The organism is Agromyces allii (assembly GCF_009749385.1).
GTDB classification, from domain to species: Bacteria; Actinomycetota; Actinomycetes; order Actinomycetales; family Microbacteriaceae; genus Agromyces; species Agromyces allii.
Genome location: NZ_WBIN01000007.1, coordinates 95,891 through 122,023, shown reverse-complemented (window position 1 = coordinate 122,023; position 26,133 = coordinate 95,891). Strand labels below are relative to the sequence as shown.

Annotated in this window: 23 protein-coding genes; 18 read left to right on the top strand and 5 right to left on the bottom strand. The window is 71.3% G+C overall.

Features of this window, described 5'->3' with window-relative positions; genetic code table 11:
- Positions 1-8 precede the first annotated feature (8 nt).
- Complete coding sequence (locus GQR16_RS10345; RefSeq protein ID WP_157415057.1) at positions 9-1,361, top strand: aminomethyl transferase family protein; 1,353 nt, start codon at positions 9-11, stop codon at positions 1,359-1,361.
- Between the two features lie 92 nt (positions 1,362-1,453).
- On the top strand, positions 1,454-2,788 hold the full coding sequence (locus GQR16_RS10340) for an ATP-binding protein (protein ID WP_157415056.1): 1,335 nt from the start codon (positions 1,454-1,456) through the stop codon (positions 2,786-2,788).
- Between the two features lie 21 nt (positions 2,789-2,809).
- On the opposite strand, the gene GQR16_RS10335 is transcribed toward GQR16_RS10340, so the two are convergent.
- Positions 2,810-3,361 (bottom strand): MarR family winged helix-turn-helix transcriptional regulator, encoded by a 552-nt coding sequence (locus tag GQR16_RS10335; protein WP_157415055.1) that lies wholly within the window; start codon positions 3,359-3,361, stop codon positions 2,810-2,812.
- Positions 3,362-3,494: 133 nt separating this feature from the next.
- Between GQR16_RS10335 and GQR16_RS10330 the strand changes: the two genes are divergently transcribed.
- From GQR16_RS10330 to GQR16_RS10310, 5 genes are all read left to right on the top strand, one after another.
- The gene (locus GQR16_RS10330; RefSeq protein ID WP_157415054.1) at positions 3,495-4,874 is read left to right on the top strand and encodes an aminomethyl transferase family protein; all 1,380 of its coding nucleotides are present in this window, start codon (positions 3,495-3,497) and stop codon (positions 4,872-4,874) included.
- A gap of 275 nt (positions 4,875-5,149) precedes the next feature.
- Entirely contained in the window at positions 5,150-6,670 is a 1,521-nt protein-coding gene (locus GQR16_RS10325) for an ABC transporter substrate-binding protein (RefSeq protein ID WP_170298459.1), read from the top strand.
- Positions 6,671-6,825: 155 nt separating this feature from the next.
- On the top strand, positions 6,826-7,773 hold the full coding sequence (locus GQR16_RS10320; RefSeq protein ID WP_157415052.1) for an ABC transporter permease: 948 nt from the start codon (positions 6,826-6,828) through the stop codon (positions 7,771-7,773).
- Positions 7,770-9,860, top strand: a complete 2,091-nt coding sequence (locus tag GQR16_RS10315; protein WP_170298458.1) for a dipeptide/oligopeptide/nickel ABC transporter permease/ATP-binding protein — start codon at positions 7,770-7,772, stop codon at positions 9,858-9,860. The genes GQR16_RS10320 and GQR16_RS10315 overlap by 4 nt, the downstream gene beginning before the upstream one ends.
- The gene (locus tag GQR16_RS10310) at positions 9,857-10,810 is read left to right on the top strand and encodes an ATP-binding cassette domain-containing protein (RefSeq protein WP_157415050.1); all 954 of its coding nucleotides are present in this window, start codon (positions 9,857-9,859) and stop codon (positions 10,808-10,810) included. Before GQR16_RS10315 ends, GQR16_RS10310 begins: the two co-directional genes overlap by 4 nt.
- 136 nt (positions 10,811-10,946) lie before the next feature.
- Here GQR16_RS10310 and GQR16_RS10305 read toward each other — a convergent pair whose 3' ends face one another.
- Positions 10,947-12,281 (bottom strand): aminomethyl transferase family protein, encoded by a 1,335-nt coding sequence (locus GQR16_RS10305; RefSeq protein WP_157415049.1) that lies wholly within the window; start codon positions 12,279-12,281, stop codon positions 10,947-10,949.
- 168 nt (positions 12,282-12,449) lie between these two features.
- On the opposite strand from GQR16_RS10305, the gene GQR16_RS10300 reads away from it, so the two are divergent.
- The 11 genes from GQR16_RS10300 (at position 12,450) to GQR16_RS10250 (ending at position 22,055) form a co-directional block, all read left to right on the top strand.
- On the top strand, positions 12,450-13,355 hold the full coding sequence (locus GQR16_RS10300) for a LysR family transcriptional regulator (protein ID WP_157415048.1): 906 nt from the start codon (positions 12,450-12,452) through the stop codon (positions 13,353-13,355).
- 97 nt (positions 13,356-13,452) lie between these two features.
- Entirely contained in the window at positions 13,453-13,995 is a 543-nt protein-coding gene (locus GQR16_RS10295; RefSeq protein ID WP_157415047.1) for a MarR family winged helix-turn-helix transcriptional regulator, read from the top strand.
- A 36-nt stretch (positions 13,996-14,031) separates the two neighbouring features.
- The gene (locus GQR16_RS10290; protein WP_157415046.1) at positions 14,032-14,970 is read left to right on the top strand and encodes a VOC family protein; all 939 of its coding nucleotides are present in this window, start codon (positions 14,032-14,034) and stop codon (positions 14,968-14,970) included.
- The gene (locus GQR16_RS10285; RefSeq protein ID WP_157415045.1) at positions 14,967-16,478 is read left to right on the top strand and encodes an NAD-dependent succinate-semialdehyde dehydrogenase; all 1,512 of its coding nucleotides are present in this window, start codon (positions 14,967-14,969) and stop codon (positions 16,476-16,478) included. The genes GQR16_RS10290 and GQR16_RS10285 overlap by 4 nt, the downstream gene beginning before the upstream one ends.
- 45 nt (positions 16,479-16,523) lie before the next feature.
- The gene (locus GQR16_RS10280; protein ID WP_157415044.1) at positions 16,524-17,366 is read left to right on the top strand and encodes a fumarylacetoacetate hydrolase family protein; all 843 of its coding nucleotides are present in this window, start codon (positions 16,524-16,526) and stop codon (positions 17,364-17,366) included.
- The gene (locus GQR16_RS10275; protein WP_157415043.1) at positions 17,363-17,866 is read left to right on the top strand and encodes a VOC family protein; all 504 of its coding nucleotides are present in this window, start codon (positions 17,363-17,365) and stop codon (positions 17,864-17,866) included. The genes GQR16_RS10280 and GQR16_RS10275 overlap by 4 nt, the downstream gene beginning before the upstream one ends.
- A gap of 44 nt (positions 17,867-17,910) precedes the next feature.
- The gene (locus tag GQR16_RS10270; protein ID WP_157415042.1) at positions 17,911-18,732 is read left to right on the top strand and encodes an alpha/beta fold hydrolase; all 822 of its coding nucleotides are present in this window, start codon (positions 17,911-17,913) and stop codon (positions 18,730-18,732) included.
- The gene (locus tag GQR16_RS10265; protein WP_157415041.1) at positions 18,732-19,355 is read left to right on the top strand and encodes a GlcG/HbpS family heme-binding protein; all 624 of its coding nucleotides are present in this window, start codon (positions 18,732-18,734) and stop codon (positions 19,353-19,355) included. The genes GQR16_RS10270 and GQR16_RS10265 overlap by 1 nt, the downstream gene beginning before the upstream one ends.
- The gene (locus GQR16_RS10260) at positions 19,348-20,409 is read left to right on the top strand and encodes a methionine synthase II (cobalamin-independent)-like protein (RefSeq protein ID WP_157415040.1); all 1,062 of its coding nucleotides are present in this window, start codon (positions 19,348-19,350) and stop codon (positions 20,407-20,409) included. Before GQR16_RS10265 ends, GQR16_RS10260 begins: the two co-directional genes overlap by 8 nt.
- A complete protein-coding gene (locus GQR16_RS10255; RefSeq protein WP_170298457.1) occupies positions 20,406-20,741 on the top strand; it encodes a putative quinol monooxygenase in 336 nt (111 codons plus the stop codon). The genes GQR16_RS10260 and GQR16_RS10255 overlap by 4 nt, the downstream gene beginning before the upstream one ends.
- 426 nt (positions 20,742-21,167) lie before the next feature.
- The gene (locus tag GQR16_RS10250) at positions 21,168-22,055 is read left to right on the top strand and encodes a patatin-like phospholipase family protein (protein WP_246200720.1); all 888 of its coding nucleotides are present in this window, start codon (positions 21,168-21,170) and stop codon (positions 22,053-22,055) included.
- 24 nt (positions 22,056-22,079) lie between these two features.
- Here GQR16_RS10250 and GQR16_RS10245 read toward each other — a convergent pair whose 3' ends face one another.
- Genes GQR16_RS10245 through GQR16_RS10235 form a run of 3 tightly spaced genes read right to left on the bottom strand, consistent with a single transcriptional unit; the run spans position 22,080 to position 26,048 of the window.
- Entirely contained in the window at positions 22,080-23,363 is a 1,284-nt protein-coding gene (locus GQR16_RS10245) for an MFS transporter (RefSeq protein ID WP_211373487.1), read from the bottom strand.
- A gap of 4 nt (positions 23,364-23,367) precedes the next feature.
- Complete coding sequence (gene lhgO / locus GQR16_RS10240) at positions 23,368-24,600, bottom strand: L-2-hydroxyglutarate oxidase (protein WP_157415037.1); 1,233 nt, start codon at positions 24,598-24,600, stop codon at positions 23,368-23,370.
- Positions 24,600-26,048, bottom strand: a complete 1,449-nt coding sequence (locus tag GQR16_RS10235; protein ID WP_157415036.1) for an aldehyde dehydrogenase family protein — start codon at positions 26,046-26,048, stop codon at positions 24,600-24,602. Before GQR16_RS10235 ends, lhgO begins: the two co-directional genes overlap by 1 nt.
- Positions 26,049-26,133: the final 85 nt, after the last annotated feature.

Sequence of the window (26,133 nt, the reverse complement as noted above, 5' to 3'; positions counted from 1 at the left end):
GCACCACCATGACCGCACCCGCCAACGCCCCCACGCTGCAGGAGGCCATCGATCGGGCCGGCTCGCCCGTGCGCCTGCTGTGGCAGCCGGGCACCGCCCCGTGGACCGTGCCGGTCGTCGAGCCCGAGTACGACGGCTGGGCGCTCGAGCAGGAGGCGTGGCGGTCGGCCGTCGCGATCTCGGACCTGTCGTTCCACATGTCGGACACCGTCTACGAGGGGCCCGACGCCACGCGTCTGCTGAGCGAGGTGAGTGCGAACAACTACGAGTCGTTCGCGATCGGCCAGGCCAAGCAGTTCGTACCCGTCGCGCACGACGGCAACATCATCGTCGACGGGATCCTGCTGCGCGAGGCCGAGCAGCGCTACGTGCTCACGGGCGTGCCCGCATCGCAGAGCTGGGTGAACTTCCACGCCGACCGCGGCGGCTACGACGTGACGCACACGACCGACCCCGACTCGTCGGTGCGTCGCGGCGGCGACCCGAAGGTGTTCCGCTTCCAGATCCAGGGGCCCGCCGCCCTCGAACTCGTGGCGTCGGCCTTCGGCGGACCGCTGCCCGAGACGAAGTTCTTCCACTCGCTCGTCACCGAGCTCGACGGGCGGCCCGTGCGCGCGCTCCGCCACGGCATGGCCGGCCAGGCCGGCTACGAGTTCATCGGCGACTTCGCCGACTACGACGCGATCAAGGGCGCGCTCATGCGGGCGGGGGAGCCGCTCGGACTCCGACACGTCGGGGGACTCGCGTACTTCACGAACGGCGTCGAGAGCGGCTGGATCCCCACGCCGACGCCCGCGATCTACACCGACCCCCGCCTCGAGGACTACCGCCGGTCGCTCTCGGCGTTCTCGTACGAGGGCAAGAAGCCGCTCACGGGCAGCTACTACTCGGAGCGCATCGAGGACTACTACATCTCGCCGTGGGAGCTCGGCTACGGCCGCTCGATCTCGTTCAACCACGACTTCATCGGCCGCGACGCCCTCGAGGCCGCACGCGACGAGGTGCGCCGCACGAAGGTCACGCTCGAGTTCGACGAGGACGACGTGCGCCGCGTGTTCGGCGCCGACCTCGGCCATCTCTACGACTACGGCCGGTTCCGCATCGAACGCGACGGCGAGCTCGTCGGCATGACGTTCTGGACCGCGAACATCGCCCCCGTCGGCCGCGTGCTCGCGCTCTCGCTCGTCGACACCGTCGCGGCGACGCCCGGCACGCAGGTCGAGGTCGTCTGGGGCGAGCACCCGGGCCACGGCACCGCGCCCGACGCCGACCTCGGCTTCGAGCGCATCCGTGCGACCGTGCAGCTCTCGCCGTACAACGAGTACGCCCGCACGGCCTATCGCTCGAACGCGACCGTGTGAGAGACTCGCGGCCCGGGGTGACGTCTCCCCGGGCCGCGGAACCACCCGCCGCACCGACTGCGCACCACCCGGCCGACGCGAAGGCGAGCGACATGACCCCGACCGGCAGAATCCACGTCCGCGACTTCCACGACGACGACCTCGACGGCATCGTGCGCCTCTGGGAGGACGCCGACGCCCACGGGTCGAGCCACGTCTACTCGCTCGCCGAGGTGATCGCCTCGTGCCAGGCCGACCACGCCGTCGTCGCCGTGCGCGACGACGAGCTCGTGGGCGCGGCCGTCGGGCGTGCGGCGCACGCGCAGGGGTGGATCGTGTTCTTCCACGTGCTCGAGCGGTCGGGCGACGAGAGGCGGAGCGACGAGGGCCGCGGCGACGACGGAGGCGCCGGCGGCGGACTGCTCGACGCGCTCGAGCGGCGCATGGCCCCGCTCGGCCTCGGCAAGCTCTCGGTGCTCGTCGCCGACGACGGCGCGGGCTTCGACAGCCTCACGGCCAACGGCTTCGAGACGCGGCATCCGCTGCGCTACCTCGAACGGCGGATGCCGGTGCAGCGCCGTGAGCTCGACCTGCTGAAGTCCGTCGGCGGCCGCGTGCTGCCGCGCCACCTCTGGCGGAACGTCAGCGGCATGCGCCACGAGAAGGAGTTGCTCGAGGAGCGCCTCGTGACCCCGCTCTCGCGGCCCGAGATGGCCGACCGGTTCGGGGTGGTGCCGCCTCGCGCCGTGATGCTGTTCGGGCCGCCCGGCACGGGCAAGACGACCTTCGCGAAGGCCGTCGCGTCGCGCCTCGACTGGCCGTTCGTCGAGCTGTTCCCCTCGCGCATGGCCGACACCCCCGGCGGGCTCGCGGCCGCCCTGCGGCAGACGTTCGAGCAGGTCGCCGAGCTCGAGCACGCCGTCGTGTTCATCGACGAGGTCGAGGAGATCGCGTCGCGCCGCCGCGGCGACCCGCCCTCGCCGACGCAGGGGGTGACGAACGAGCTGCTGAAGCTCGTCGCCGAGTTCCGCGAGCGCGACGGCCGGCTGCTGATCTGCGCGACGAACTTCATCAGGGCGCTGGATGCCGCGTTCCTCCGCCACGGCCGGTTCGACTACGTGATCCCGATCGGGCTGCCCGACGCCGAGGCGCGGGTCGCGATCTGGGGCCGGTACATCCCCGCGGTGGTCGCCGGCACGATCGACGTCGACAAGCTCGCCGCCGCGAGCGAGGGGCTCACGCCCGCCGACATCGAGTACGCGGCCCGCCGCGCCTCGCAGGAGGCGCTCGCCCGCGCACTGCGCGCGGAGGCGGCATCCGTCAGCGAGGTGTCGGGCGACCTGCGCACCGAGCACTACCTCTCGGCGCTCGCCGCGACCAGGGCGACCGTCTCGGCCGAGGCGGCGCGCGAGTTCCTCGAGGACATCGCGACCATCGCGCGCCTCTGACGGCGCGGCCCGTGCCGGGCGTCAGAGCTCGGTGCGCGCCCCGTTGCGTCGGGCGTCGCCCACCGTCGGCCAGAGCGTGCCGACGGGCAGGTCGTCGCCCAGTTCGCCGGTGATGAGGGCGAGCGCCTCGACGAGCGCCGCGCGGGTCTCGGGGCCGAGCAGGGCGTCGACCTTCGCGTTGACGTGCGCCACGCGCTCGCGCCCGTCGACCACCGCGGCGAGGCCGGCCGGCGTGAGCTCGTACCAGATGACCCGCTTGTGCACCGGGTGCGGAAGGCGCGTGACCCAGCCGAGCTGCTCGAGGTGGCCGAGCGCGGTCGTCACGCTCTGCGGCGTGAGCCGGAAGAGCCTCGCGAGGTCGGAGGCCGACATGTGGCCGAGCTCGTCGAGGTGCACGCAGATGCCGAGCTGGGTGACGGTGACGCCCAGGTCTTCGATCTCGGTCACGACCTGCCGGTGCAGGGCCTGGTTCGCGCGCCAGAGCCGGTAGGGCAGGCCGTCGAGCCACGCGGACGGCTCGGAGCGCCCTGCGGTGGCGCTGGCGGTGGCGGATGCTGCGGTCTCGGCGGTCATGTGACTCCCTAGTGTCTGAAGACATTATCCACTACGGAAATTCTTGGAGAAGGATGCAAAGGTTTCAGATGACTGATAACGTGACGATCGTTCCCACGATGTCGTGCGATCCGAGAACCCCGAAAGGACCACCATGGCCACCCTCGAAGAAGAGATCCAACAGGCCGGCGGAGCCCTCGAGCTCCTGCGCAGCGGCCGCTCCGGCGCCTACGTCTTCCCCGTCAAGCCCGAGTTCACGAACTGGCGCGACGAGATGGAGTCCTGGCGCACCACGGTCGCCCTCATGGACCTCTCGCTGCACATGCCCGACCTCATCGTCGAGGGCCCCGACGTGTTCCGCCTGCTCGAGCACATCGGCGCGAACAGCTTCCGCAACTTCGGCCCGATGAAGGCCAAGCAGCTCATCGCCGTCGGCCACGACGGCAACATGGTCGGCGACGCGATCCTGTTCTGCCTCGGCGAGAACCTCGTCCGCATCGTCGGCCGCCCGCCGGCCCTGAACTGGGTGCAGTTCCACGCCGAGACCGGCGACTGGAACGTCACCGTCCGCAAGGACGAGCGCGCGATCCTCAACCCGAAGGGACGCGAGCTCTACCGCCTGCAGTTGCAGGGCCCGTTCGCGAACGAGATCTTCGAGAAGGTCAACGGCGGCCCCATGCCCGAGATCAAGTTCTTCCACATGGGCCAGTTCAGGATCGGCGCCTACGAGGCGACCGCGCTGAACCACCGCATGTCGGGGTTCCCTGGCCTGGAGTTCTTCGGCCCGTACGAGGACCTCGAGGGCGTGCGCGCCACGCTGCTCGAGGCCGGGGCCGAGTACGGCATCACCCAGATCGGCGGTCGCGCCTACGCCGCGGTGGCCACCGAGTCGGGCTGGATCGCGAACACCCTGCCCGCGATCTACACGCAAGAGGCGATGAAGCCCTTCCGCGAGTGGCAGAACGCCCGCTCGTTCGAGGGCACGCTCGCCCTCGGCGGCAGCTTCATCGGCGAGCGCGTCGAGGACTACTACGTGACCCCCTGGGACATCGGGTACACCCACATCGCCAAGTTCGACCACGACTTCATCGGCCGCGAGGCGCTCGAGGCCCGCCAGGGCGAGAAGCACCGCCGCAAGGCCTGGATCGAGTGGAACCGCGACGACGTCGCCGCGATCTACGCCTCGATGTACAACACGGGCGCCGACCGCTTCAAGTACCTCGAGACGCCCATGGCGACCTACACGGCCAGCCAGTTCGACCGCGTCGAGAAGGCAGGAGAGCTGGTCGGCCTCATGAACCTGTCGGTCTACTCGCCCAACACGCGCAGCTTCATCTCGCTGGGCTCGCTGCACGACGAGGCGCAGGTCGGCGACGACGTCGAGCTCGTCTGGGGCGAACCGAACGGCGGCTCGCCGAACCCGGCGATCGAGCGGCACGCGCAGACCAAGGTGCGCGCGAAGGTCATCGAGCGTCCCTTCGCCGAGAGCAAGGAGGGCTCGGGCAACCGCAGGCTGCCCGCGCTCGCGCACTGAGCGCTGCTCGACGGATCCCGAGGGGGCGATTCCGGAACCGCGGTTTCGGGTATCGTCCCCTCGGTGCGTCGGCGGGTGGACGACGGCGGCGCCCCGGTCTCCGTCGCCTTCGCGTGGGGTGCGTTCCCTGCACGGTTTGCTTGCAGGCTCGGGTCTCAGTCGTTGAGCGCGTGCGGGCTACCGTGGTGGCACGCGCTCCCGCCCGGGGTGCGTGCCCGCACCCACCCAAGAGCATTGCAATGACGCAAAGGGGGCGTCCTCTCATGAAGCCCATCATGAAAACCACACTCATCCCAGCCGCCGTACTGGCGCTCCTGCTCACCGGCTGCACCGCCGGCGGCGACGACTCGGCCGACACCTCGGCCGCCGACACCACGCTCAGCGTCAACTGGGGCGGTTTCCCCCAGACGTGGGCGCCCGGATCCCAGGCGATGGAGCCCGGGGTCATGCGCATCCCGTACGAGACGCTCCTGAAGCGCCTGCCCGACGGCACCATCGAGCCCAACCTCGCGACCGAGTGGACCTTCGGCGACGGCGCACTCTCGCTCACCCTGAAGCTCCGCGACGACGTCGTCTTCCACGACGGCACGCCCTTCGACGCCGAGGCCGTGAAGACCAACATCGAGTACGTGAAGGATGTCGTGGGCGGCCAGTTCGGCGGCCCGCTGAAGGCCGGCGTGAAGGCCGTCACGGTCGTCGACGACACGACCGTGCAGATCGACTTCACCCGCCCCTACGGCACGTTCACCACGCTCCTCTCGCAGCGGAACCTGCCGATGGCGAGCCCGGCGGCCATCGCCGACGGCTCGATCGAGACGACCCCCGTCGGCACGAGCCCGTGGGCCTACGACGAGTCGGCCTCGATCGAGGGCACCATGATGGCCTTCAACAAGTTCGACGACTACTGGGGCGACCTGCCCGCGATGGAGAACATCGACCTCTACGCGATCCCCGACGACACCGCGGCCGTCGCGGCCGTGCTCTCCGGCGAGATCGACGTGACCGACACCGAGAGCGAGCAGACCTCGCGCATCGAGTCCTCGGGCGTCGCCGACTGGTACCAGTACCCCGCGATCCGCAACAACGTGACCTTCTTCGACCGCGCCACCGGCGGCGTGTTCGGCGACGAGAAGGTGCGCCAGGCGTTCTGCTACGCGCTCGACGCCACGGTGTACACGGCGCTCGACCCGACCACGCACGCGGCCGACCAGCACTTCATCGAGGGCGAGCAGGGCTACAACGCCGACATCGTCGGCTACCCCGTCGACCTCGACAAGGCCGAGTCGCTCCTCGCCGAGGCGGGCAGCCCGACCATCGAGACCGTGTTCCCGGCCGCGCCGTTCAACAAGCAGCAGGTCGAGGTGTACGCCGAGGCGTTCAACCAGCTGCCCGGCGTGAACATCACCGTGCAGGAGCTCGCACCGGCCGACTACATCGCCACGTGGGCGAGCGGGCAGTACGCGCTCGGCATCGGCCAGCACGGCCAGATCACCCCGCAGGACTGGTACGGCGCCTGGTGGTCGGAGACCGCGGGCAACAACCCGTCGAAGACCGCGAGCGACGAGCTCAAGGGCCTCGCGGGCAAGGCGTTCGGCGCGGCGGGCACCGATGGCGCAGAAGCAGCCTGGGAGGACGTCATGGCCGAGGTCACCGACGAGGCGCTCACCTGCGGTCACGTGCAGGTCGACCAGGTCATCACCTACAACACGAACCAGGTCGCCAACGTGCAGCAGTCCGACTCCGTCTGGGAGCCGAACCTGATCGACTACTGGGCCGTCACCCCCGCGGGCCAGTGACCCCGGTGCGCGGCGCCGCCCCCACGGCGCCGCGCAACCACCGCACGCACCGCGTGCACGACGCACCACCGGCACGACGTACCATTCGCACCACACGCACCACGGAAGGCAGGCGACACGATGGATCCACGCGCGACGAGGCGGGAGGGCAGGCCGTGATCAAGCTGATCGCAACCCGACTGCTCCTCGCGATCCCGCAGATGTTCATCGTCGCGATGCTCGTCTTCCTGCTCGTCTACCTCGTGCCCGGCTCGGCCGCCGCCGTCGCCCTCGGCGACGCGGCGGCCGACGCGGACGAGGTCGCACGTCTCGAGCAGCAGCTGGGCCTCGACCGACCGATGCTCGAGCAGATGATGACCTGGTTCGGCAACGCGCTGCACGGCGACCTCGGCACCTCGCTCATCTACGGTCGCGACGTGACCGGCATGGTGCTGGACCGCCTGCCCGCGACGCTCTCGCTGGTCGGAGCCGGCCTGCTCGTCGCCATGGTCATCGGCGTCGGACTGGGCGTGCTCGCCGGAACCCACGCACGCCGCCCGGTCGACCGCGGCGTCACGGCGTTCAGCTCGATCATGCAGGCGGTGCCCGAGTTCTGGCTCGGACTGATCCTGATCCTCGTCTTCGTGATCCAGCTCGGCTGGGCGCCCGTCGTCGCCTGGGTGCCGCCCGCGGTCGACCCGGCGAAGTGGGCCCAGGGGCTCATCCTCCCGGCGCTCGCCCTCGGCGTCGGCGCCTCGGCGCTCATCGCCCGGCAGACGCGCACGGCCGTGGCATCCGCCCTCTCATCGAAGTACGCCGACACCCTGACCGCGGCCGGCGTACCCCGGCACCGCATCATCTGGGTGTACTCGCTGAAGAACTCGATGATCCCGGTGCTCGCGGCCTCCGCTCTCGCGGTGTCGATCCTCTTCGGCACGAGCCTCGTCATGGAGCGCGTGTTCGCGTTCCCCGGCATCGGCACGCTGCTGCTCTCGAGCGTCATCTCGAAGGACTTCCCCGTGGTGCAGGGCGCTGCGCTCATCGTCTGCGCGCTCGTGATCCTCGTCAACCTCGTGGCCGACATCAGCTACGGCATCATCAACCCGAAGGCCAGGCCGCAGTGAACAAGCCGACCCCTCCCAAGACCGAGGCGTTCCGCGCGCTCGCACCGCCGAAGGAGCGCTCGGAGGCCTCGCGCGTCGTACGCCGCATCACCCGCCAGCCCTTCGCGATCATCGCCTTCGCCTGGCTGGCCGTCATCGTGCTGTGGGCGGTCTTCGCCGACGTCCTCGCGCCCTACGACCCGCTCCAGAACAACTTCACGCCCGACGAGGTGCTCCAGGGGCCGAGCGCCGAGCACTGGCTCGGCACCGACGAGAACGGTCGCGACGTGCTCAGCCGGATCATCTTCGGCGCCCGCGTCGCGCTCGCGGTCGGCTTCGGCTCGGTGCTCGTGGCCATGCTCATCGGCGTGCCGATCGGCCTGCTCCTCGGGTTCCGCGGCGGTTGGTCCGACCGCATCGGCACGCGCTTCGTCGACATCTTCGACGCACTGCCCGGCATGCTCGTCGCCTTCGCGGTCATCGCGATCCTCGGCCGCGGCCTGCCGTCGCTCATGCTCGCGATCGGCCTCATCTTCTGCATGAACTTCGCGCGGATGTCGCGGGCCATCACGCTCTCGGAGCGCTCGAAGCTCTACATCGACGCCGCCAGGGTCTCGGGCATCCGGGAATCGGCGATCCTGTTCCGCCAGATCCTGCCGAACCTCGCGGGCCCGCTCGTCATCCAGGCCGCGATCCTCACGGGCTCGGCGATCATCATCGAGTCGGCGTTGAGCTTCCTCGGCATCGGCCTCGAGTCGGCAGTGCCCTCGTGGGGCGGGCTGCTCGGCGTCGCCGCGGCGAAGCAGGCCATCCAGCCGTTCCTCGCGTTCCCGCCGGGCCTCGTCATCATCTTCACGGTGCTCGCGTTCAACATGGTCGGCGACGCGGTCAACGACGCGCTCGCGGGCGACCAGCACAAGCGCATCAAGCCCGTGCGGCGCTCGCGTCGAGCCGGGGCGGCCGTGGCATCCGTCGTCCCCGCGACCGACCCGTCGCCCGACGCCGTCGTGAACCCGCTGCCGATCTGGCCCGAGCCGGTCACCGATCGCGACGTCGAGGGCGAACCCGACGCCGACCGTCGCGAGCCCGTGCGCGCCCTGCCGCCGCTCGGCGTCGCGCCCGACCGCTCGAGCGGGGACATCCTCGAGGTGCGGGGGCTCGACGTCGAGCTGCGCCCCGCCAGCGGACCTCACGTGCCGCTGGTGCGCGACGTGAACCTCACGATCGGCCGCGGAGAGATCGTCGGCCTGCTCGGCGAGTCCGGCTCGGGCAAGTCGATGCTCGCCCGCTCGATCCTCGGCCTGCTTCCGCCCGGCATCGGCGTGGCCTCCGGCCGGATCCTGCTGAACGGCGAGGACATCGCCGGCCGCGGCGAGAAGGACCTCCGCGCGATCCGCGGCACCGAGATCGCCGCCGTCTTCCAGGACCCGATGGCCGCGCTGTCACCGGTGCACACGGTCGGCAAGCAGCTCATGGAGCCGCTGCGCGTGCACCTCGGCCTGTCCAAGAAACAGGCGCGCGTGCGTGCCGCCGAGCTCCTCGACCGGGTCGGCGTGCGCGACGCCGCGAACCGCCTGAACGACTATCCGTTCCAGTTCTCGGGCGGAATGGCGCAGCGCGTCGCGATCGCGATCGCCCTGGCCGCGGGCCCGAAACTCGTGATCGCCGACGAGGCGACCTCGGCGCTCGACGTGACCACGCAGGCGCAGGTGCTCGACCTGCTGCTCGACCTGCGCGACGAGTTCGGCATGGCGATCCTGCTCATCACGCACGACCTCGGCGTGGTCGCCGAGGCGTGCGACCGGGTCGCGGTCATGTACGCCGGCGAGATCGTCGAGGTGGCCGAGGTCGACCGCATGTTCGACGGGCCTCGGCATCCGTACACCGCGGCGCTGCTCGCCGCGAACCCGACGACCGAGGCGCAGGTCGACCGCCTGCCGACGATCCCGGGCCGCGTTCCGCTCGCCGGCAGCTGGCCGACCGGATGCCACTTCGCCGGCCGGTGCGCGTTCGCCACCGACGCGTGCAGCGAGGGGTCCGTCGCGTTCGTCGACGACGTGCGGTGCGTGCGCGCCGACGAGCTCAGCAAGGAGTTGGTGGTCCGATGAACCCGCAGGTGGAGTCCGCCGCGCCCGCCCCGGTGCCGGCGTCGGTCTCGGGTTCAGCGCCCGAGGTATCGCCGCAGCAGGCCGGCCCCGAGGCATCCGCGCCCCGTTCGCCGCTGCTCTCGGTGCGCGACCTCGGCATCTCGTACGGCGCCTCGAAGCGAAACCCGAAGCTCGTGGTCGAGGGCGTCACGTTCGACATCTTCCCGGGCGAGACGCTCGGCCTTGTGGGGGAGTCGGGCTCCGGCAAGAGCACCACGGGCCGCGCCGTGCTCAGGCTGCTCGACGTCGCGGCGGGGTCGATCGCGTTCGACGGCGTCGACATCACGTCGTTCGGGCGCTCGACGCCGCTGTCGTACCGACGCGACGTGCAGGCCGTGTTCCAGGACCCGTCGATGTCGCTGAACCCGCGTCAGCCCGTGCACATGGCCCTCACCGCCGCGCTGAAGCGGCACGGCATCGGCGACGCCGCGAGCCGTCGCGCGAAGGTGCACGAGGCGTTCGACCTCGTCGGGCTCCAGGCCGCGCACCTCAACCGGTACCCGGCAGAGCTCTCGGGCGGCCAGCAGCAGCGTGTCGCGATCGCCCGCGCGCTCGTGCTCGACCCGAAGCTCGTGATCTGCGACGAGGCGGTGAGCGCACTCGACCTGTCGACCCAGAGCCAGATCATCAACCTGCTCTCCGACCTGCAGGAGGAGCTGGGCATGAGCTACCTGTTCATCGCCCACGACCTCGGCATCGTGCGGCACATCTCCGACCGCATCGCGGTCATGCGCACCGGGCGGCTCGTCGAGCTCGCGACGGCGCACGACCTGTTCGAGCATCCGCAGCACGCGTACACGCGGCGCCTGCTCGGCGCGAGCCCGGCCGAGCACCCCGAGGGGCGCGTCGAACGGCGGGCGCAGCGCACCGCCTACGCGAAGCTGCACGCGGAGGGGCTCATCGAACCGTGAGCGGGTCGGGTGCGGCTCGTCCCCGCCGCATCCGTCTGCTCGCCCTCCCGAGCGCGGCCTGCCCGAAGGCCGGCTCGGACGGCGACGGCCCGGGCCGACATCCTCAGCAGCCCGGGCCGTCGTGCCTCCTGCGCGGTCAGTCCTGCCGGTAGCCGGTTCGCGCGTACTCGTTGTAGGGCGCGGGCCGCACGGTCGCCCCGATGCGCGCGAACCCGAGGTCGGCGTCGGCAGGCGTGCCGTGTCCGGGATGCTCGCCCCAGACGACCTCGACCCTCGTGCCGGGCTCCGCCGCGGCGTGCTCCACGAGCGCGAGGGCGAGCACGGTTCCCACCGGCGCGATCCGCGCGCTCTGGAACGTCGTGCCGACCAGGCGGCCGTCGACCTCGATGCGGTGGCGGCCGTAGTCGTTCAGGTACGCCGAGTCGTCGCCGAGCAGCTCGGAGGCATCCGCCCGGTCGAATTCGAGCGTGACCTTCGTGCGGCGGACCTCGTCGCGTGCGGCCTGCAGGGCGTCGCGGCCGATGAAGTCGTGGTTGAACGAGATCGAGCGACCGTAGCCGAGCTCCCACGGCGAGGTGTAGTAGTCGGCGATGTCGTCGGAGTAGTAGCTGCCCGAGAGCGGGTTCTGGCCCTCGTAGGTGAACAGGCCGAGCCCGGCGCGGTAGGCGGCGAGCGTCGGGTCGGTGTAGATCGCGGGCGTCGGTGCGGGGATCCAGCCGCTCTCGATGCCGTTGGTCGCATAGGCGAGGGCGCCGACGTGCACGACGCCGAGCTCCGCACCGGCGTCGAGCAGTGCGCCCTTGACGAGGTCGTGGTGCTCGTACGAGCCGATGAACTCGTAGCCGGGCTGACCGGCCATGCCGTGGCGCAGCGCCCGGAACGTGACGCCGCCGAGCGAGACCTCCGTCGAGTGGAAGAACCTGATCTCGGGAAGCGGCCCGCCGAACGCCCGCTCGACGAGCTCGAGCGCGGCCGGGCCCTGCACCTGCAGTCGGAACAGGCGCGGGTCGCCCGGCGTGAACGATCGGTCGGGGTCGGTCTCGAACTCGACGTCGTAGCCGCCGGCCGCGGCGTGGTGGGTGACCCAGTTCTGCGCGGCGGGCACGCCGCTGAGCTTGTACGAGGTCTCGCCGTCGCGGAGCAGGATGCCGTCGGTGACGAGGTTCCCGCTCGCGGTGACGGGCACGAACTGCTTCGCCTGGCCGATCGCGAAGACCTCGATGTTGTTGGCGCTGACGTCGCTCAGCAGCCGCGCGGCATCCGGTCCGTTCAGGAACGTGTCGGACATGTGGAACGAGAGGTCCGAGATCGTCACGCCCGAGCGCCAGGCCGTCTGCTCGGCCGCCCAGCCGGCGTACTCGTCGTCGACGATCGGGGGCTTCCACGGTGCTGCGCCGGGCTTCCAGAGCAGTCGCACGGGCGAGCCCGCCTGATCGATGGCCTGTTGCAGACTGACGAATTCCCACGACATGGACGGGCTCCTTTGCCTCGACGGTGAGCGTCGTCGCGGTCGGGCGGGTCACCCGACGCATATTCAGACGACTGAAGAAGTGTAAGCCGACTGAAAGAATCCCGCCACAGGGGCCGTGGTTAGAATGATGCGCCGCACCGCAGCGCGCACCACCCGAGGAGGGGTCGCATGGACCGTCTGGTCGTCATGAAGACATTCGTCACCGTCGCCAAGTCGTCGAGCTTCAGCGGGGCGGCGCGCGAACTCGGCATCTCGGGCTCGCTCGTCTCCCGCCATGTCGCCGACCTCGAACGCCAGGTCGGCGTGCGGCTCGTGAACCGCACGGCGCGCTCGGTGAGCCTCACCGAGGCCGGCCAGCGGTACGCCGAGTTCTCCGACCGCATCCTCGACGAGATCGACGAGGAGGACGGCCAGCTCTCGCATTCGCAGGATTCGCCCGAGGGCACGCTCTCGGTGATCTGCCCCAAGTGGGTCGGCATGCTCGACGTCGGCGATGCGATCGCGGCCTTCGCGCGCGAGCATCCGAAGATCAGCCTGCGCTTCGAGCTCGGCGGCATGAGCGACCGCAACTACGACTTCCTCGACCGCGGCTACGACGTCGCGTTCCACACGCGCGACCTGCGCGACTCGAACGTGCTCATCCGCCGGGTCTCCGAGCTGCCGTTCTCGCTCATCGCCTCGGCCGACTACCTGCGCCGCAAGGGCACGCCCCAGACCGTCGCCGACCTCGCCGACCACCAGTGCCTGCTGCACCCCAATGACCCCGTGTGGCGGCTCGGCGAGGGCGCCGACTCGATCCACCACAAGGTGCAGAACGCGGCCGTGACCGCGAACACGTACCTCGTCATCGAGAAGCTCGTCGAGCAGGGTTGCGGCATCGCCCTCATGCCCCGCCGGCCCGCCGAGTCCCGGCTCGAGAGCGGCGAACTCGTCGAGGTGTTGCCGCACCTGAAGCCGCCGGCACGAGCGCTCTACGCCGTGCACGGCCCCGGCGGGCAGACGCCCGAGCGCGTGCGCATCTTCCTCGACTTCATGACGGCCTGGTTCCGGGCGCGCGCCAGCACGCAGCGCTGAGTCCGGTCGCGGGCGTCGACCCGCGACATCCGCAGCTCGTCTCCTTGCCTGATTTCAATGATTATGTTTTGATAATCAAATCAGGCAAGGAGGCCATGTGAACGTCGAACCCCGCGACAGCGTCGAAGACTCGGACTTCCGGGTGCTCGCCGATCTGGTGATCGACGTCGCACGCGAGATCCAACTGCGCGCAGCCCTGACCACGCCCGTCGTGCCGCTCACGCAGACGCAGGGCCAGGTCATGCGCTTCGTGCACCGCAACCCCGGCTGCTCGGCATCCGACATCGCCGACGGCAGCGGCCTGCAGCGCACGAACGTGAGCACCGCGCTCCGCGACCTGCGAGGCCGCGGCTACATCACCTCGAGCCGTGACGACGTCGACGGGCGGGCCATCCGCATCCACGCGACCGAGCTCGCCGACGACACCATCGGCACCCTGCGCACCGCATGGGCCGGTCACCTCGAGCGCGCCTGGCGTTCCGACGGAGCTTCGGATGCCGCGCCCGACGCCGCGATCGAGGCACTGTCGCGCCTCCGCGCGGGGCTGCTTGCAGACCGTGCAACGAATGGCTTCCGAACCGCCCCTCCCGCCGACGAGCTGCCGGGCGCAGGCTCGAAGGCATCCGCCGTCGCCGACTGATCGCGCGAGCCCGGAACCGTCTGGAAAGCCTGGAGCATGTCAATCGAACGCATCGAATCCGTCACCTACGGGGTCGCCGACCTCGACGAGTGCACCCGCTTCTTCACCGACTTCGGGCTGACGCCCGTCGAGCGCACGCCCGACCGCGCGGTCTTCACGACGCAGGTCGGCCAGCGCGTGGTGCTCCGCCACCTCGACGACCCGGGTCTGCCCGCGCCGATCGAGGAGGGCTCCGGCATCCGCGAGGTCGTGTGGGGCGTCGACTCGCAGGAGGCGCTCGACGCGCTCGTCGCCGGGCTCCGCACCGACCGCGAGGTGCAGGTCGACGACGACGGCGTCGCGCACACCGTCGACGAGACCGGGTTCGGCCTCGGGCTCGCGCTCACCAGCCCCGAACACCTCGACTACGACCCGCGCCGCTACAACAGCTCGGGCCGCGTCGACCGGTGGAACCACCCGCACACGCCGATCGCCGACGTCGTCCCGATCCGGGTCTGCCACGTCGCGCTGAACATCCCGAAGGAGGGCCGACAGCGGGCCGTCGACTTCTACCTCGACCGCCTGAACTTCCGGGCGACCGACATCGTCGAGCCCATGGGCGTGTTCATGCAGATCGAGGGCGACGACGACCAGCACAACTTCCTGCTCTGCCACCGCCCCGACCGCGCGGGTACGAACCACACCTCCTACGAGGTCTCGGGCTTCGACGACGTCATCGAGGGCGGCAACCACATGATCGCGAAGGGATGGCGCGAAGCGCGTCGACTCGGCCGGCACACGGTCGGCTCGAACGTGTTCCGGTTCATCCACAACCCCGCCGGCGGTCGCGTCGAGCTCGCCGCCGACATGGACCGCGTCGACGACACGTACGGCCCCAACGTGCACGCCGAGACCCCGCCGCATCACATCTGGGTGCTCGAGACGAACCGCGACACCCCAGCCCCCAACACCTCGGAAGGAACGGCCCTCGCATGACGATCACCACCGAAGCCGCCACCACGGCCCCCGCCACCCCTGCGACGACGGCTCCCACCACCGCGGCCGAGATCTACGCGACCGCCCGACTCGGGCTCTACATCGACGGCGAATGGCGCGACGGCGCGGCCGGGCGCTCGTTCGAGGTCGTCAACCCCGCGACCGAGGAGGTCGTCGGGCATGTCGCCCGCGCCGAGGCATCCGACCTCGACGACGCCCTCGCCGCGGCCGAGCGCGCGTTCCCGCTGTGGCGCGACACCTCGGCGTTCGAGAAGGCGCGCGTGCTCATGAAGGCCGTCGCGCTGCTGCGCGAGCGCGCCCCCGAGATCGGCCGCCTCATGGCGATCGAGCAGGGCAAGCCCGTGAAGGACGCCACGATCGAGGTCATGCGCGTCTCGGGCACGCTCGAGTGGTGCGCGCAGGAGACCCGTCGCCTCTACGGGCGCATCATCCCGACCGACGTCGACACCTCGCTCGAGGTGCGGTACGAGCCGGTGGGTGTCGTCGGCGCGATCGTGCCGTGGAACTTCCCGGCGGGTTCGCCGATGCGCAAGATGTCGGCGGCCATCGCGGCCGGCTGCTCGCTCGTGATCAAGGCCTCCCAGGAGGTCCCGGCGACGGTGTGCGCGCTCGCGCAGGTCTTCCACGACGCCGGGCTGCCGAAGGGCGTGCTCAACCTCGTCTTCGGCCGCGGCGCCGAGACCGCCGAGCACCTCATCGACTCGCCGACGACGCGGCTCATCGCCTTCACCGGGTCGGTGCCCGTCGGCAAGGAGCTGAACGCCCGCGCCGGCGCGCTCATGAAGCCGACCATCATGGAGCTCGGCGGCCACGCTCCCGTCATCGTCGCGGCCGACGCCGACCCGATCCAGGCCGCGCGTCGCGCCTCGGCGGCGAAGTGGGCCAACGCCGGCCAGGTCTGCACCTCGCCCAGCCGGTTCCTCGTGCACGAGTCGATCGCCGCCGAGTTCACGGCCGAGATGGTGCGCCAGGCCGAGGCGCTCGTCGTCGGCGACCCGCTCGACGAGTCGGTGACGATGGGCTCGCTCATCAACGCCAAGCGTCTCGAGTCGATCGCCCACCTCGTCGACGACGCCGTCGCGCACGGCGCGAAGGTCGCGTCCGGCGGCCACCGCATCGGCGCCGCCGGCTTCTTCTACGCGCCCACGATCCTCACCGATGTGCCGCTCGACGCCGAGGTCATGTCCGAGGAGCCCTTCGGCCCGATCGCGCCGATCACGACCTTCACCGACCTCGACGAGGCGATCCGCATCGCGAACTCGCTGCCGTTCGGCCTCGCCGCCTACGGCTTCACGGAGTCGGCGTCGACCGCCGACCTCCTCGCGCGCGGCTTCGAGGCCGGCATCCTCTCGATCAACCACTGCGGCGGCTCCGTCACCGAGGCGCCGTCGGGCGGCGTGAAGGAGTCGGGCCTCGGCCGCGAGAGCGGGCCGGAGGGCGTGCAGGCCTACCTCGTCACCAAGCGCATCAGCCACCGGCTGCGCTGAGACGACCGAGACGGAAGCAGGCGGGCGAACGATGGGGCACGCACGATGAGGTACGCACGATGCGCGGTCGACGGGCGCGAGTTCGACGCGATCGTCGAGCACGACGAGGTCGTGGAGCTGTCGGGCTCCATGCTCGGTGCGCACGAGCGCGGCCCGCGGCATCCGCTCGCCTCGGTCGTGCTGCTGCCCCCGGTGATGCCGCGCACGTTCTACGCAGCCGGGTTCAACTACCGGGCGCACAACCGCCACCACACCGACCTCGGCTACGACCCGATCAAGGTCGGCCCGCACCCCGAGGTCGGGTACCGGGCCCAGAGCGCGCTCGTCGGCGACGGCGCCGACATCGTGCGACCGGCGGATGTCTCGGGGCGCTTCGAGACCGAGGCCGAGGTCGTGGCGGTCATCGGTTCGACGCTCCGCAACGCGACACGCGACGACGCCGTCGCCGGGGTCTTCGGCTGGACGATCGGCAACGACGTGAGCGCCCGCGAGTGGCAGCACGCCGACCGCACCCTCTGGCGCGCGAAGAACGCCGACACGTTCAAGCCCATGGGCCCCTGGATCGAGACCGACGTCGATCCGCTCGCCTCGACCACGACCGTGCGCCGCAACGGCGTCGTCGACGCGGTCTTCGCGACCGGCGACATGATCTTCGACCCGTACGACTTCATCGTCGAGATCACGAAGTACATCACGATGCACCCGGGCGACGTGCTCTGGATGGGGGCCGACGGCAACACCGCCATGGCCCCCGGCGACGTGATCGAGATCGAGATCTCGGGCATCGGAACCCTGACCAACCACGTCGCGAGCCCGGTGCCCGCGGCGACACCCGACGAACACCTCGAACACCTCGAACACCTCGACCACGAAGGAGCACGACGATGAGCACCACGGCAGCACCCGGCACCGCAGCCGGCACCACCGCAGCACCCAGCAAGGACTACGCCACCAACCAGCCCGCGGGCGTCGAGCCCAACGGCCGGCTCTCGTTCATCCACCACGTCAACTTCCCGACGACGGACGTCGACCGCACGAAGGAGTGGTACGGCCGCGTCTTCGGCCTGAAGCACGTGCCCGCGAAGAGCAACACGCGCGTGCTGCTGCTGACCCGCGGCAACTTCGACATGCACTTCACCCCCACCGAGGAAATGGACCGCATGGCGCCGTACCACTTCGCAGTCGAGGTCGACGACTGGGACGGCTTCCTCGCCCACCTCGACCAGCAGGGAGTGCGCCACACCCGCCCCGTGCAGCGCCCCGAGAACAACTCGTGGTTCTGCTACATCCACGACCCCGACCACACCATGATCGAGGTCGTCTGGCACGCCGACCGCCGCCCCCTCGACCAGCGGGAGCCCGGCAGCCGTCCCGGCTACGCGAACTGACCTCCGCACCCGCTCCACGACCCCGCATCCCGAAGGAATCCCTCATGCCCATCGCCGATTCGAACGGCACCTCCATCTACTACGAGACCCACGGTGAGGGGTCGCCGATCGTGTTCGTGCACGGTTCGGGCGGCAACCACGCCGCGTGGTGGCAGCAGGTGGCCGCGCTCCGCGACCGCCACACCGTCGTCACGATCGACCTGCGCGGCTTCGGCCGCTCGGACTCCGAGGGCGACGTGTTCGACGCCCTCGCCTACCCCGGCGACATCCTCGCCGTGCTCGAGCACGCCGACCTCACCGATGCCGTGCTGCTCGGCCAGTCGATCGGCGCGGCCGCGGCCCTGAAGACCGCCCTGCTGGCGCCCGAACGGGTTCGCGGCGTGATCCTCGCGCACTCGCTCGGCGGCATCGACTCGGGCGAGCTCGTCGATCTCGTGCGCGCCGACCGCGCCGAGGCCGAGAAGCTGCCGGTCATCGACCGCCTGCTCTCCAAGCGCTTCCAGGAGGAGGAGGCCGCGAAGACGTTCCTGTTCCGTCAGATGGGCACCTTCAACGTCGCCAAGATGCAGGACCTGCGCAACCTCGCGACCGACGGCCCGACCGTCGAGCGGCTCGCCGAGGCCGGCATCCGCGTCGCGTTCCTCGCCGGCGAGAAGGACGCCGTGCTCGGGGTCGCGACCGTTCGCAAGGCGCACGAGCTCGTGCCCGGCTCGCTGCTCGAGGTGGTTCCGGATGCCCCGCACTCGATGTACTGGGAGCGCCCCGACCTCTTCAACGCGGCCGTCGCGAAGCTCGCGGCCGAACTCGCGGCCGAACTCGCGCCGGCGCTCGCACCGGCCGGCGCCTCCACGGAGGTGAACGCCTGATGTCGAAGCTCACCGCAGACGAGGTCGCGCGCATCATCGACCTCGCCACGTTCGAGGCCGAGCGCCTCGGCAAGGCCCTCAGCATCGCGGTCGTCGACGGCGGCGGCTTCATCCTCGGCGTCGTGCGCATGGACGGCGCGCGCCCGATGACCCCGTCGATCGCGATCTCCAAGGCGTACAGCGCCGCCGTGATGCAGCGCCCGACGCGCATGCTCAAGGGCTGGTCGAAGTCCGACCCCGTGTTCTTCTCGCAGGTCGCGACCATGGGCATGCACCCGATCGTCGCCACGCTCGGCGGCCTCACGCTCAAGCGCGACGGCGAGATCGTCGGCGCGGTCGGCATCTCGGGGGGCAGCCCCGAAGAAGACGAGCACGTCGGCGCCGAGATCGTCGAGAGCTTCGGCTTCGACGAGGACTTCGAGGAGCTCGCGCTCGTGAAGCAGCAGCAGGCCGCGTCGGCCGGCAACGGCGGTGGTGCGGATGCCGCGACGGCTGCCGCGGCATCCGCGACGCCGAGCCTGATCACGCCCGACAACCCGTACGGTGCGGCCGAGACCACGGCGAGCCGTGCGCGGGCCGAACTGGACGCACTCGAAGCGGAGGACGCGGCGCGACATGGCTGACACCTACATCTTCCGCATCGACCACCACGGCAGCCTGATCCGTCCTGCGGGGCTGGTCGCCGCACGCCAGGCGCATCGTGACGGCGAGCTCGACGCGGCCGCGTTGCGCGAGGTCGAGGACTCCGCGATCACCGAGGCCGTGCGCATGCAGCGCAAGCTCAACCTCACCGCCACGACCGACGGCGAGTTCCGCCGCGACGACTTCCGCGCCGCGGTGCTCGGCGCCGTCACCGGGTTCGCCGACGAGGGACTCGATCGCGGCGGAATGGTCGACTTCGTGTCGAACGGCCCCGTCAGCCGGGTCGAGGGTGCGGGCGGCGGCCTCGTCGTCGAGGACGCCCTGTTCGCGGCGGCGCTGAGCGAGATCCCGGGCAAGGCGAGCCTCCCGTCGCCCGCGTTCCTCGTGGCGCGTGCGTACCGTGACGGCGTCGGCCCGTACGAGAGCCCCGAGGCGCTCGGCGAGGCGCTCGCCGCCGTCATCCGCGACGAGGTGCGTGCGCTCATCGAGGCCGGCATCCGGTACGTGCAGATCGACGACCCGAACCTCTCGGCGTACTACACGGGCCGTGGCGGCGACGCGGTGCTCTCGCTCGAGGCCGCGCTCGCGCTCGACGCGTCGGTGCTCGAGGGCCTCGACCGCCCCGACGACGTGCGCGTCGCGCTCTGCCCCGACTGGGGTCGTCGCGGTGACGGCCCGATCGACGAGGGCGTGTTCGAGCAGATCGTCGGTTCGCTGCCGTACGACCGCTACCTGCTGCCGTACCACGAGCAGCGGCACGTCGACGAGGCGCTGCTGCGTTTCGTGCCCGAGCAGGTCGACATCGCGCTCGGCGTCGTGAGCGCGACCGCGCCCGAGCTCGAGGACGTCGACGAGGTCATGCTGCGCCTCGACCGCGCGTTCGAGCTGAAGGACCTCGATCGCATCGCACTCGCGCCGCACCGCGGGTTCCAGCTTTCGGCCTTCGAGACGCCCGCCATGACGATCGAGCAGCAGCGGCGAAAGCTCGAGACGGTCGAGACCCTCGCGCGCATGTGCTGGGGCAACGAGCTGTGAGCGCGGATGCCGCCGCCGTCGTCGTGCACGCGGTGATCACGCCTGCCGACGGCCGTCTCGAGGCCGCGCTCGCCGCGGTCGCGTCGGCGGTCGACGGCATCCGGGCCGAGGTCGGCTGCGAGCTGTACGCGCCGCACGTCGCGCCCGACGGCACGATCGTGATCGTCGAGAAGTGGACGAGTCGCGCCGACCTCGAGGCGCATGACACGGGGGAGCCCGTGGGCGTGCTGCGTGCCGGGCTCGCCGGCCTCACAGGTGCGCCGACCCGGGTGACGGTGCTCGAGCCGGTGCTCGTGGGCGGCCAGGGCGACTCTGCGAAGGCGGCCCTGTAGGCGGGCGGATGCCGACCCTGCGTGTGTTCCGAACGGCCCGTCCTCGCCCCATGCGAGGGCCGGCCGTTCCGCGCGCACAGTGCGTGCCGCTGTCGGGTGCGCGTGCTAGCGTTCCAGCGATCGTGATCGTTCGACAGGAGGTGGACCCCATGTACGCAGCATCAGCAGTGGGCGCTCCCTCGCCGTCCACGATCGTGCGACCCAGGTAGTCGCCGTCGGGAGCGCCGCACCGGCACCTCGCGAAAGGCGACTCCCATGAACATCGACTCATCTTCTTCCCCCTCTTCCTCACGCCCGGCTCCGGCGCACTCTGCCGCACCTGCACCTGCACCTGCACCTGCACCTGCACCTGCACCCGCACCCGGGCTCGCGCATGCTCAGGTCGATGCGACCTCCCGTGTTCCCGCCTCGGGCGAGCGGGCCCTGGTGCTCGGCGGCGGCGGATCCACCGGCAACGCGTGGCTGATCGGCGTCGTCGCCGGCCTGTCCGAGGCCGGGCTCGACGTGTCGGCCGCCGACCTGACGATCGGCACCTCGGCCGGATCGACGGCCGCGGCCCAGTTGGCCTGCGCGAGCCCCGCGGAACTCCTCGCGGCGGCCGTCGCACCGGTCGTCGCCCGGGCGCGGCCGGCTGCGGCTTCGGCCGCAGCACCGACCGGATCCGACGGCGGGCGGGCGCCCGCCCGGCCGGTCGTGAACCACCTCGAACGCCTCGGGCGCATCACCGCCGAGGCCGAGGACCCGGCCGATCTGCGCCGTCGGCTGGGCGCATCGGCGCTCGAGCTCGAGTCGACGTCGGACGGCTCGTGGCAGACCCAGTGGCGCGCGACGGTCGCCTCGCGGTTCGCCGAGCACCCCTGGCCGGACCGGGCCGTGGTCATCACGGCGATCGACGCCGAGACGGGGGAGCCGGTGGTGTTCGATCGCGACAGCGGCGTCGACCTCGTCGATGCCGTGGCCGCGAGCTGTTCGAGCGGACTCCCGTACCGGATCCACGGGCGGGCGTACCTCGACGGCGGCTTCCGCACGAACGCCGAGAATGCCGACCTGGCCCGCGGATCCGCACGCGTGCTCGTGCTCTCGCCCTTCGGCGGCCGAACCCGGACCCCACCGGAATGGCGTCTGGATCTCGGGGCGCAGGTCGCCGAGCTCCGAGCCGCGGGCAGCGTCGTCGAGACGGTGGTCCCCGACGAGGCGGCCGAGCACCTGTTCGGCGCGAACGCGATGAATCCCGCGCTCCGCGAACCCGCCGCACGCGCGGGTCACGCGCAGGGCATCGCGCTCGCCGAGCACCTCACGGAGTTCTGGGCCTGACGTCGGGCGGTCGCACCGCGCGCGTCAGCGCCGCGCGCGGTGCGGCACGTACCGCGGCACCGCGCGCCAGAACCCCACGGCGCCGAGCAGCCCGATCACGCCGATGAGTCCGGTGGCGACCGACAGCGACGCGATCGCCGAGACGCCCGCGATGAGCAGGGGCGCCGCGGCCGCACCGGCGTCGGTCAGCAGCCGCCACGAACCGAGGAACGCGGCCGGATCCGCCCGCGGCGCGACATCCGCCCCCAGGGTCATGAGCACGCCGCTCGAGAGGCCGTTGCCGATGCCCACGCCGATCGCGGCCACGAGGAACCAGGCGGTCGCGTCGGGCAGGTCGTGCGTGAACGCGAGCACGAAGAAGGAGGCACCCATGACGAGCATCGACGGCATCGAGGCCCAGAGGCGGCCCCAACGGTCCATGATCTGGCCGCTCGAGTAGAAGAGCGCGAACTCGAGCGCGCCCGTGACGCCCACGATGAGCGAGATCGTCTGGGCATCGAGTGCGATCGACACGCCCCAGATGGGCAGCAGGTAGACGCGCGCCTGGCGGATGCCCGAGAGCGTCGCGGCCGCGAGCCCCAGCCGGGCGAGTACGCCGCGGAACCGCCACATCGTCGCGAACACGCCTTCGCGTTCCCCGGCGACGCCGGGCGCGGCCGTCGCGGAGACCGGCGTCGACGCCGTGTGCGGCTGCGCATGCGGCAGCATGCCGAGCTCGTCGAGCTCGGACTCGGGGTCGCGACCGAGCAGCACGAGCAGCACGAGCGCCACGAGGCATCCGATGAAGAACCACGCCGTCGCGAGCGGATCGTCGAACAGCGTCAGCAGCGCGGCCGCCACGAACGGCCCCATGAACATGCCGAGCCGGAACGAGCCCCCGAGCAGTGACAGGGCGCGCGCCCGGAACGCCAGGGGCGCCCGCGTCGTCATGAACGCGTGCCGGGCGAGCCCGAACGCCGCCGCGCAGAAGCCGACGCCGAACACCGAGACGCCGAGCACCACGAGGTTCGGCGCGAGCAGGATGCCGACGGCGCCCGCCATGGCCGCGACGCCCGCGACGGCCATCGTGTACCGCTCGCCGATGCGGTCGACGAGCCATCCGGCCGGAAGGTTGCCGATCATGCGCGCGACGACGATGGCCGCGGCGATGAGGGCGGCCTGCGGCACGGTGGCGCCGAGCCGGGTCGCGATGACGGGCAGCACCGGCAGCAGCGCGCCCTCGGCGAGTCCGAAGAGCAGCGTCGGACCGTAGATCATGGGCGCGAACCGCCAGAGCATGCCCGCGGTGCCCACCTCGGGCCGGGTCATCGGCTCAGGCCGTGGTCGCGGCGAGATGGTGTTCGAGGAGGTACTCGGCGATGGCCATCGAGCTCGTCGCGGCCGGCGAGGGCGCGTTGCGCACGAGCGTCACGGGCCCGACCTGGTCGACCGCGAAGTCGTCGAGCAGCTCGCCGCCGCGACCCCATGCCTGCGCCCGCACACCCGCCGCGCTCTTGTGCGCGAGGTCCGACATCCTCAGCTCTGGGATGAACCGGCGCGCCTTGCCGTAGTACAGCGGCTTGATGAGCGACCCGCTGATCTCGTCGACGCCCATGCGCCAGTGCTGCTTCGCGAGCGAGCCCGCACCGGGCCAGGTGAGCGACTGCCATGTGTCCTTCGGCGAGATCGTGAGCCAGCCGTAGCCCTCGCGCGCGAGGGCCGGAACGGCGTTGGGGCCGACGTGCACGTTGTCGTAGACGCCGCGCGTGAAGTGTACGCCGAGGAACGGGAACCGCGGATCGGGCACGGGGTAGATCATGCCCTTCACGAGGTCGGTGCGCTCGGGCGCGAGCTCCCAGTACTCGCCGCGGAACGGCAGGATCTTGGGCGACGGGTCGGCGCCGACGAGCTTCGCGACGACGTCGGACTGCAGCCCGGCGCACACGATGAGCCGGTCGAACACGTCGTCGGAGACGGGGGTCGTCACGCGCACCCGACCGTGCTCGAGGCGGATGCCGGTGACCTCGTGCCCGAGGCGGATGCCGCCGCCTGCGGCGCGCACGTCCTGCGCCATCGACTCGGTGATGCTCGCGTAGTCGACCACGGCGGTGTGCGGGGAGTGCACGGCGGCGATGCCGGCCACGTGCGGCTCGATCTCGCGCAGGCGCCCGACGTCGTCGATGCGGGCGAGGTCGGGAACGCCGTTCTCGATCGAGCGGCGTTCGATGTCGGCGAGGGCGCCGAGCTCGGATTCGTCGACGGCGACGACGAGCTTGCCGACCTCGCGGTAGGGCAGCCCCTTCTCGGCGCAGAAGTCGCGCGTGAGCACGCGACCGGCCGCGCAGAGCTCGGCCTTCAGCGATCCGGGCTTGTAGTAGAGGCCGGCGTGCACGACGCCCGAGTTGTGGCCGGTCTGGTGCTCGGCGAGCCTGGCCTCCTTCTCGAGCACGGTCACCTCGTGGCCCCGTTGCGAGAGCGCCCGGGCGAGGGCGATGCCCACGATGCCGCCGCCGACGATGCCGATGCGGTCGCCGCGGCCGGAGCGGCCGGCGGCGCGCCCGCCCATCAGCGGCTCCTCACGGCAGCGGTCTTGATGCGCGTGTAGAACGCGAGGGCGGCGACGCCCTGCTCCTTGAACGCCGACCCCGAGTCCTTGAACCCGCCGAAGGGCTGGTGGATGTCCCATCCGCTCGTCGGCTGGTTGACCGAGACCTGCCCGGTGTCGGCCTCGTCGATGAAGCGGAACGCGGCGTCGAGGCTGCGCGTGTAGATCGCGCTCGAGAGCCCGTAGGCGGAGTCGTTCACGGCCGCGATGGCCTCGTCGAGCCCGTCGACCTCGATGAGGCTCAGCACGGGGCCGAAGACCTCCTCGCGCCAGAGGCTGTTCGTGGGCTCGACCGACATGAGCACAGGTTCGACGAACGCGCCCTGCTCCGCAAGCCCTTCGGCGAGCGGCGCCCGGGCGATGACGCTCGCGCCCTCGTGCAGGCCGGCTTCGACGCGGCTCCGGATGTCGCGCTGCGCCGCGCGGCTCACGACGGGTCCGACGTGGGTGCCGTCGGCGCTGCCGGGGCCGACCGTGAGCGCGGAGAGCGCGGTGCCGACGCGGTCGCGCAGCTCGGCGGCGACGGCGCGGTCGACGATGAGGCGGCTCGTGGCGGTGCAGCGCTGCCCGGCCTGGCCGAAGGCGCCGGCCACGACGATGCTCGTCGCGAGTTCGAGGTCGGCGTCGGCGAGCACGACGGCGGCGTTCTTTCCGCCCATCTCGGTCTGCACGCGCACGCCGCTGCCGGAGAGGCGCCGCTGCAGGCCGAGGCCGACGGCGGTCGAGCCCGTGAAGGACACGGCGGCGACGCGGGGGTCGGCGGTGAGTGCGTCGCCGATGTCGGCGCCGCGGCCCGTGACGGTGCCGAGCACGCCGGCGGGAAGCCCGGCCTCGTGCAGGATGCGGGCGAGCTCGAGGGTGATGAGCGGGGTCTCGGTCGCGGGCTTGACGACCACGGCGTTGCCGGCGATGAGCGCGGGCGCCATCTTGCGCGCCGGGGTCAGCAGCGGGTCGTTCCACGGGGTCACGAGCAGCACGACGCCGATCGGCTCGTGCACCTGCATCGCGAACGTGCCGGCGCGGGCATCGGGAATGACCTCGCCGTAGGCGCTGCGACCCATGCCGCCGTAGTACTCGAAGAACTCGGCGGCCTTGCCGACCTCGCCTCGGGCCTCGGCCCGGGTCTTGCCCATCTCCTGCACGATGAGCTCGGTGAGTGCCGGCGCCTCCGCGCGGATGCCCGCGGCCGCGTCGAGCAGCACGCGGCCGCGGTCGATGTGCCCGGTGCGCTTCCAGACGGCGGCGCCCGCGACGGCGGCCGTGAGCACGACGTCGACGTCGGCGGCACCCATCGCCGGCACGCGGCCGACCAGTCGGTCGTCAGCGGGGTTTCGAACCTCGATGGGGTCGCCGGAGGCTTCGGCGGTGAATCGACCGCCCACGAGGTTGGCGGCGACGGTGTGGCTCACGCGGTTCTCCTTGACGGGCTGTTCGAACGGGTCGACTGTCAGCCCGTCCGAGGCCCGAGTCTAGGAACCGGTCGCGGCGCGGGGG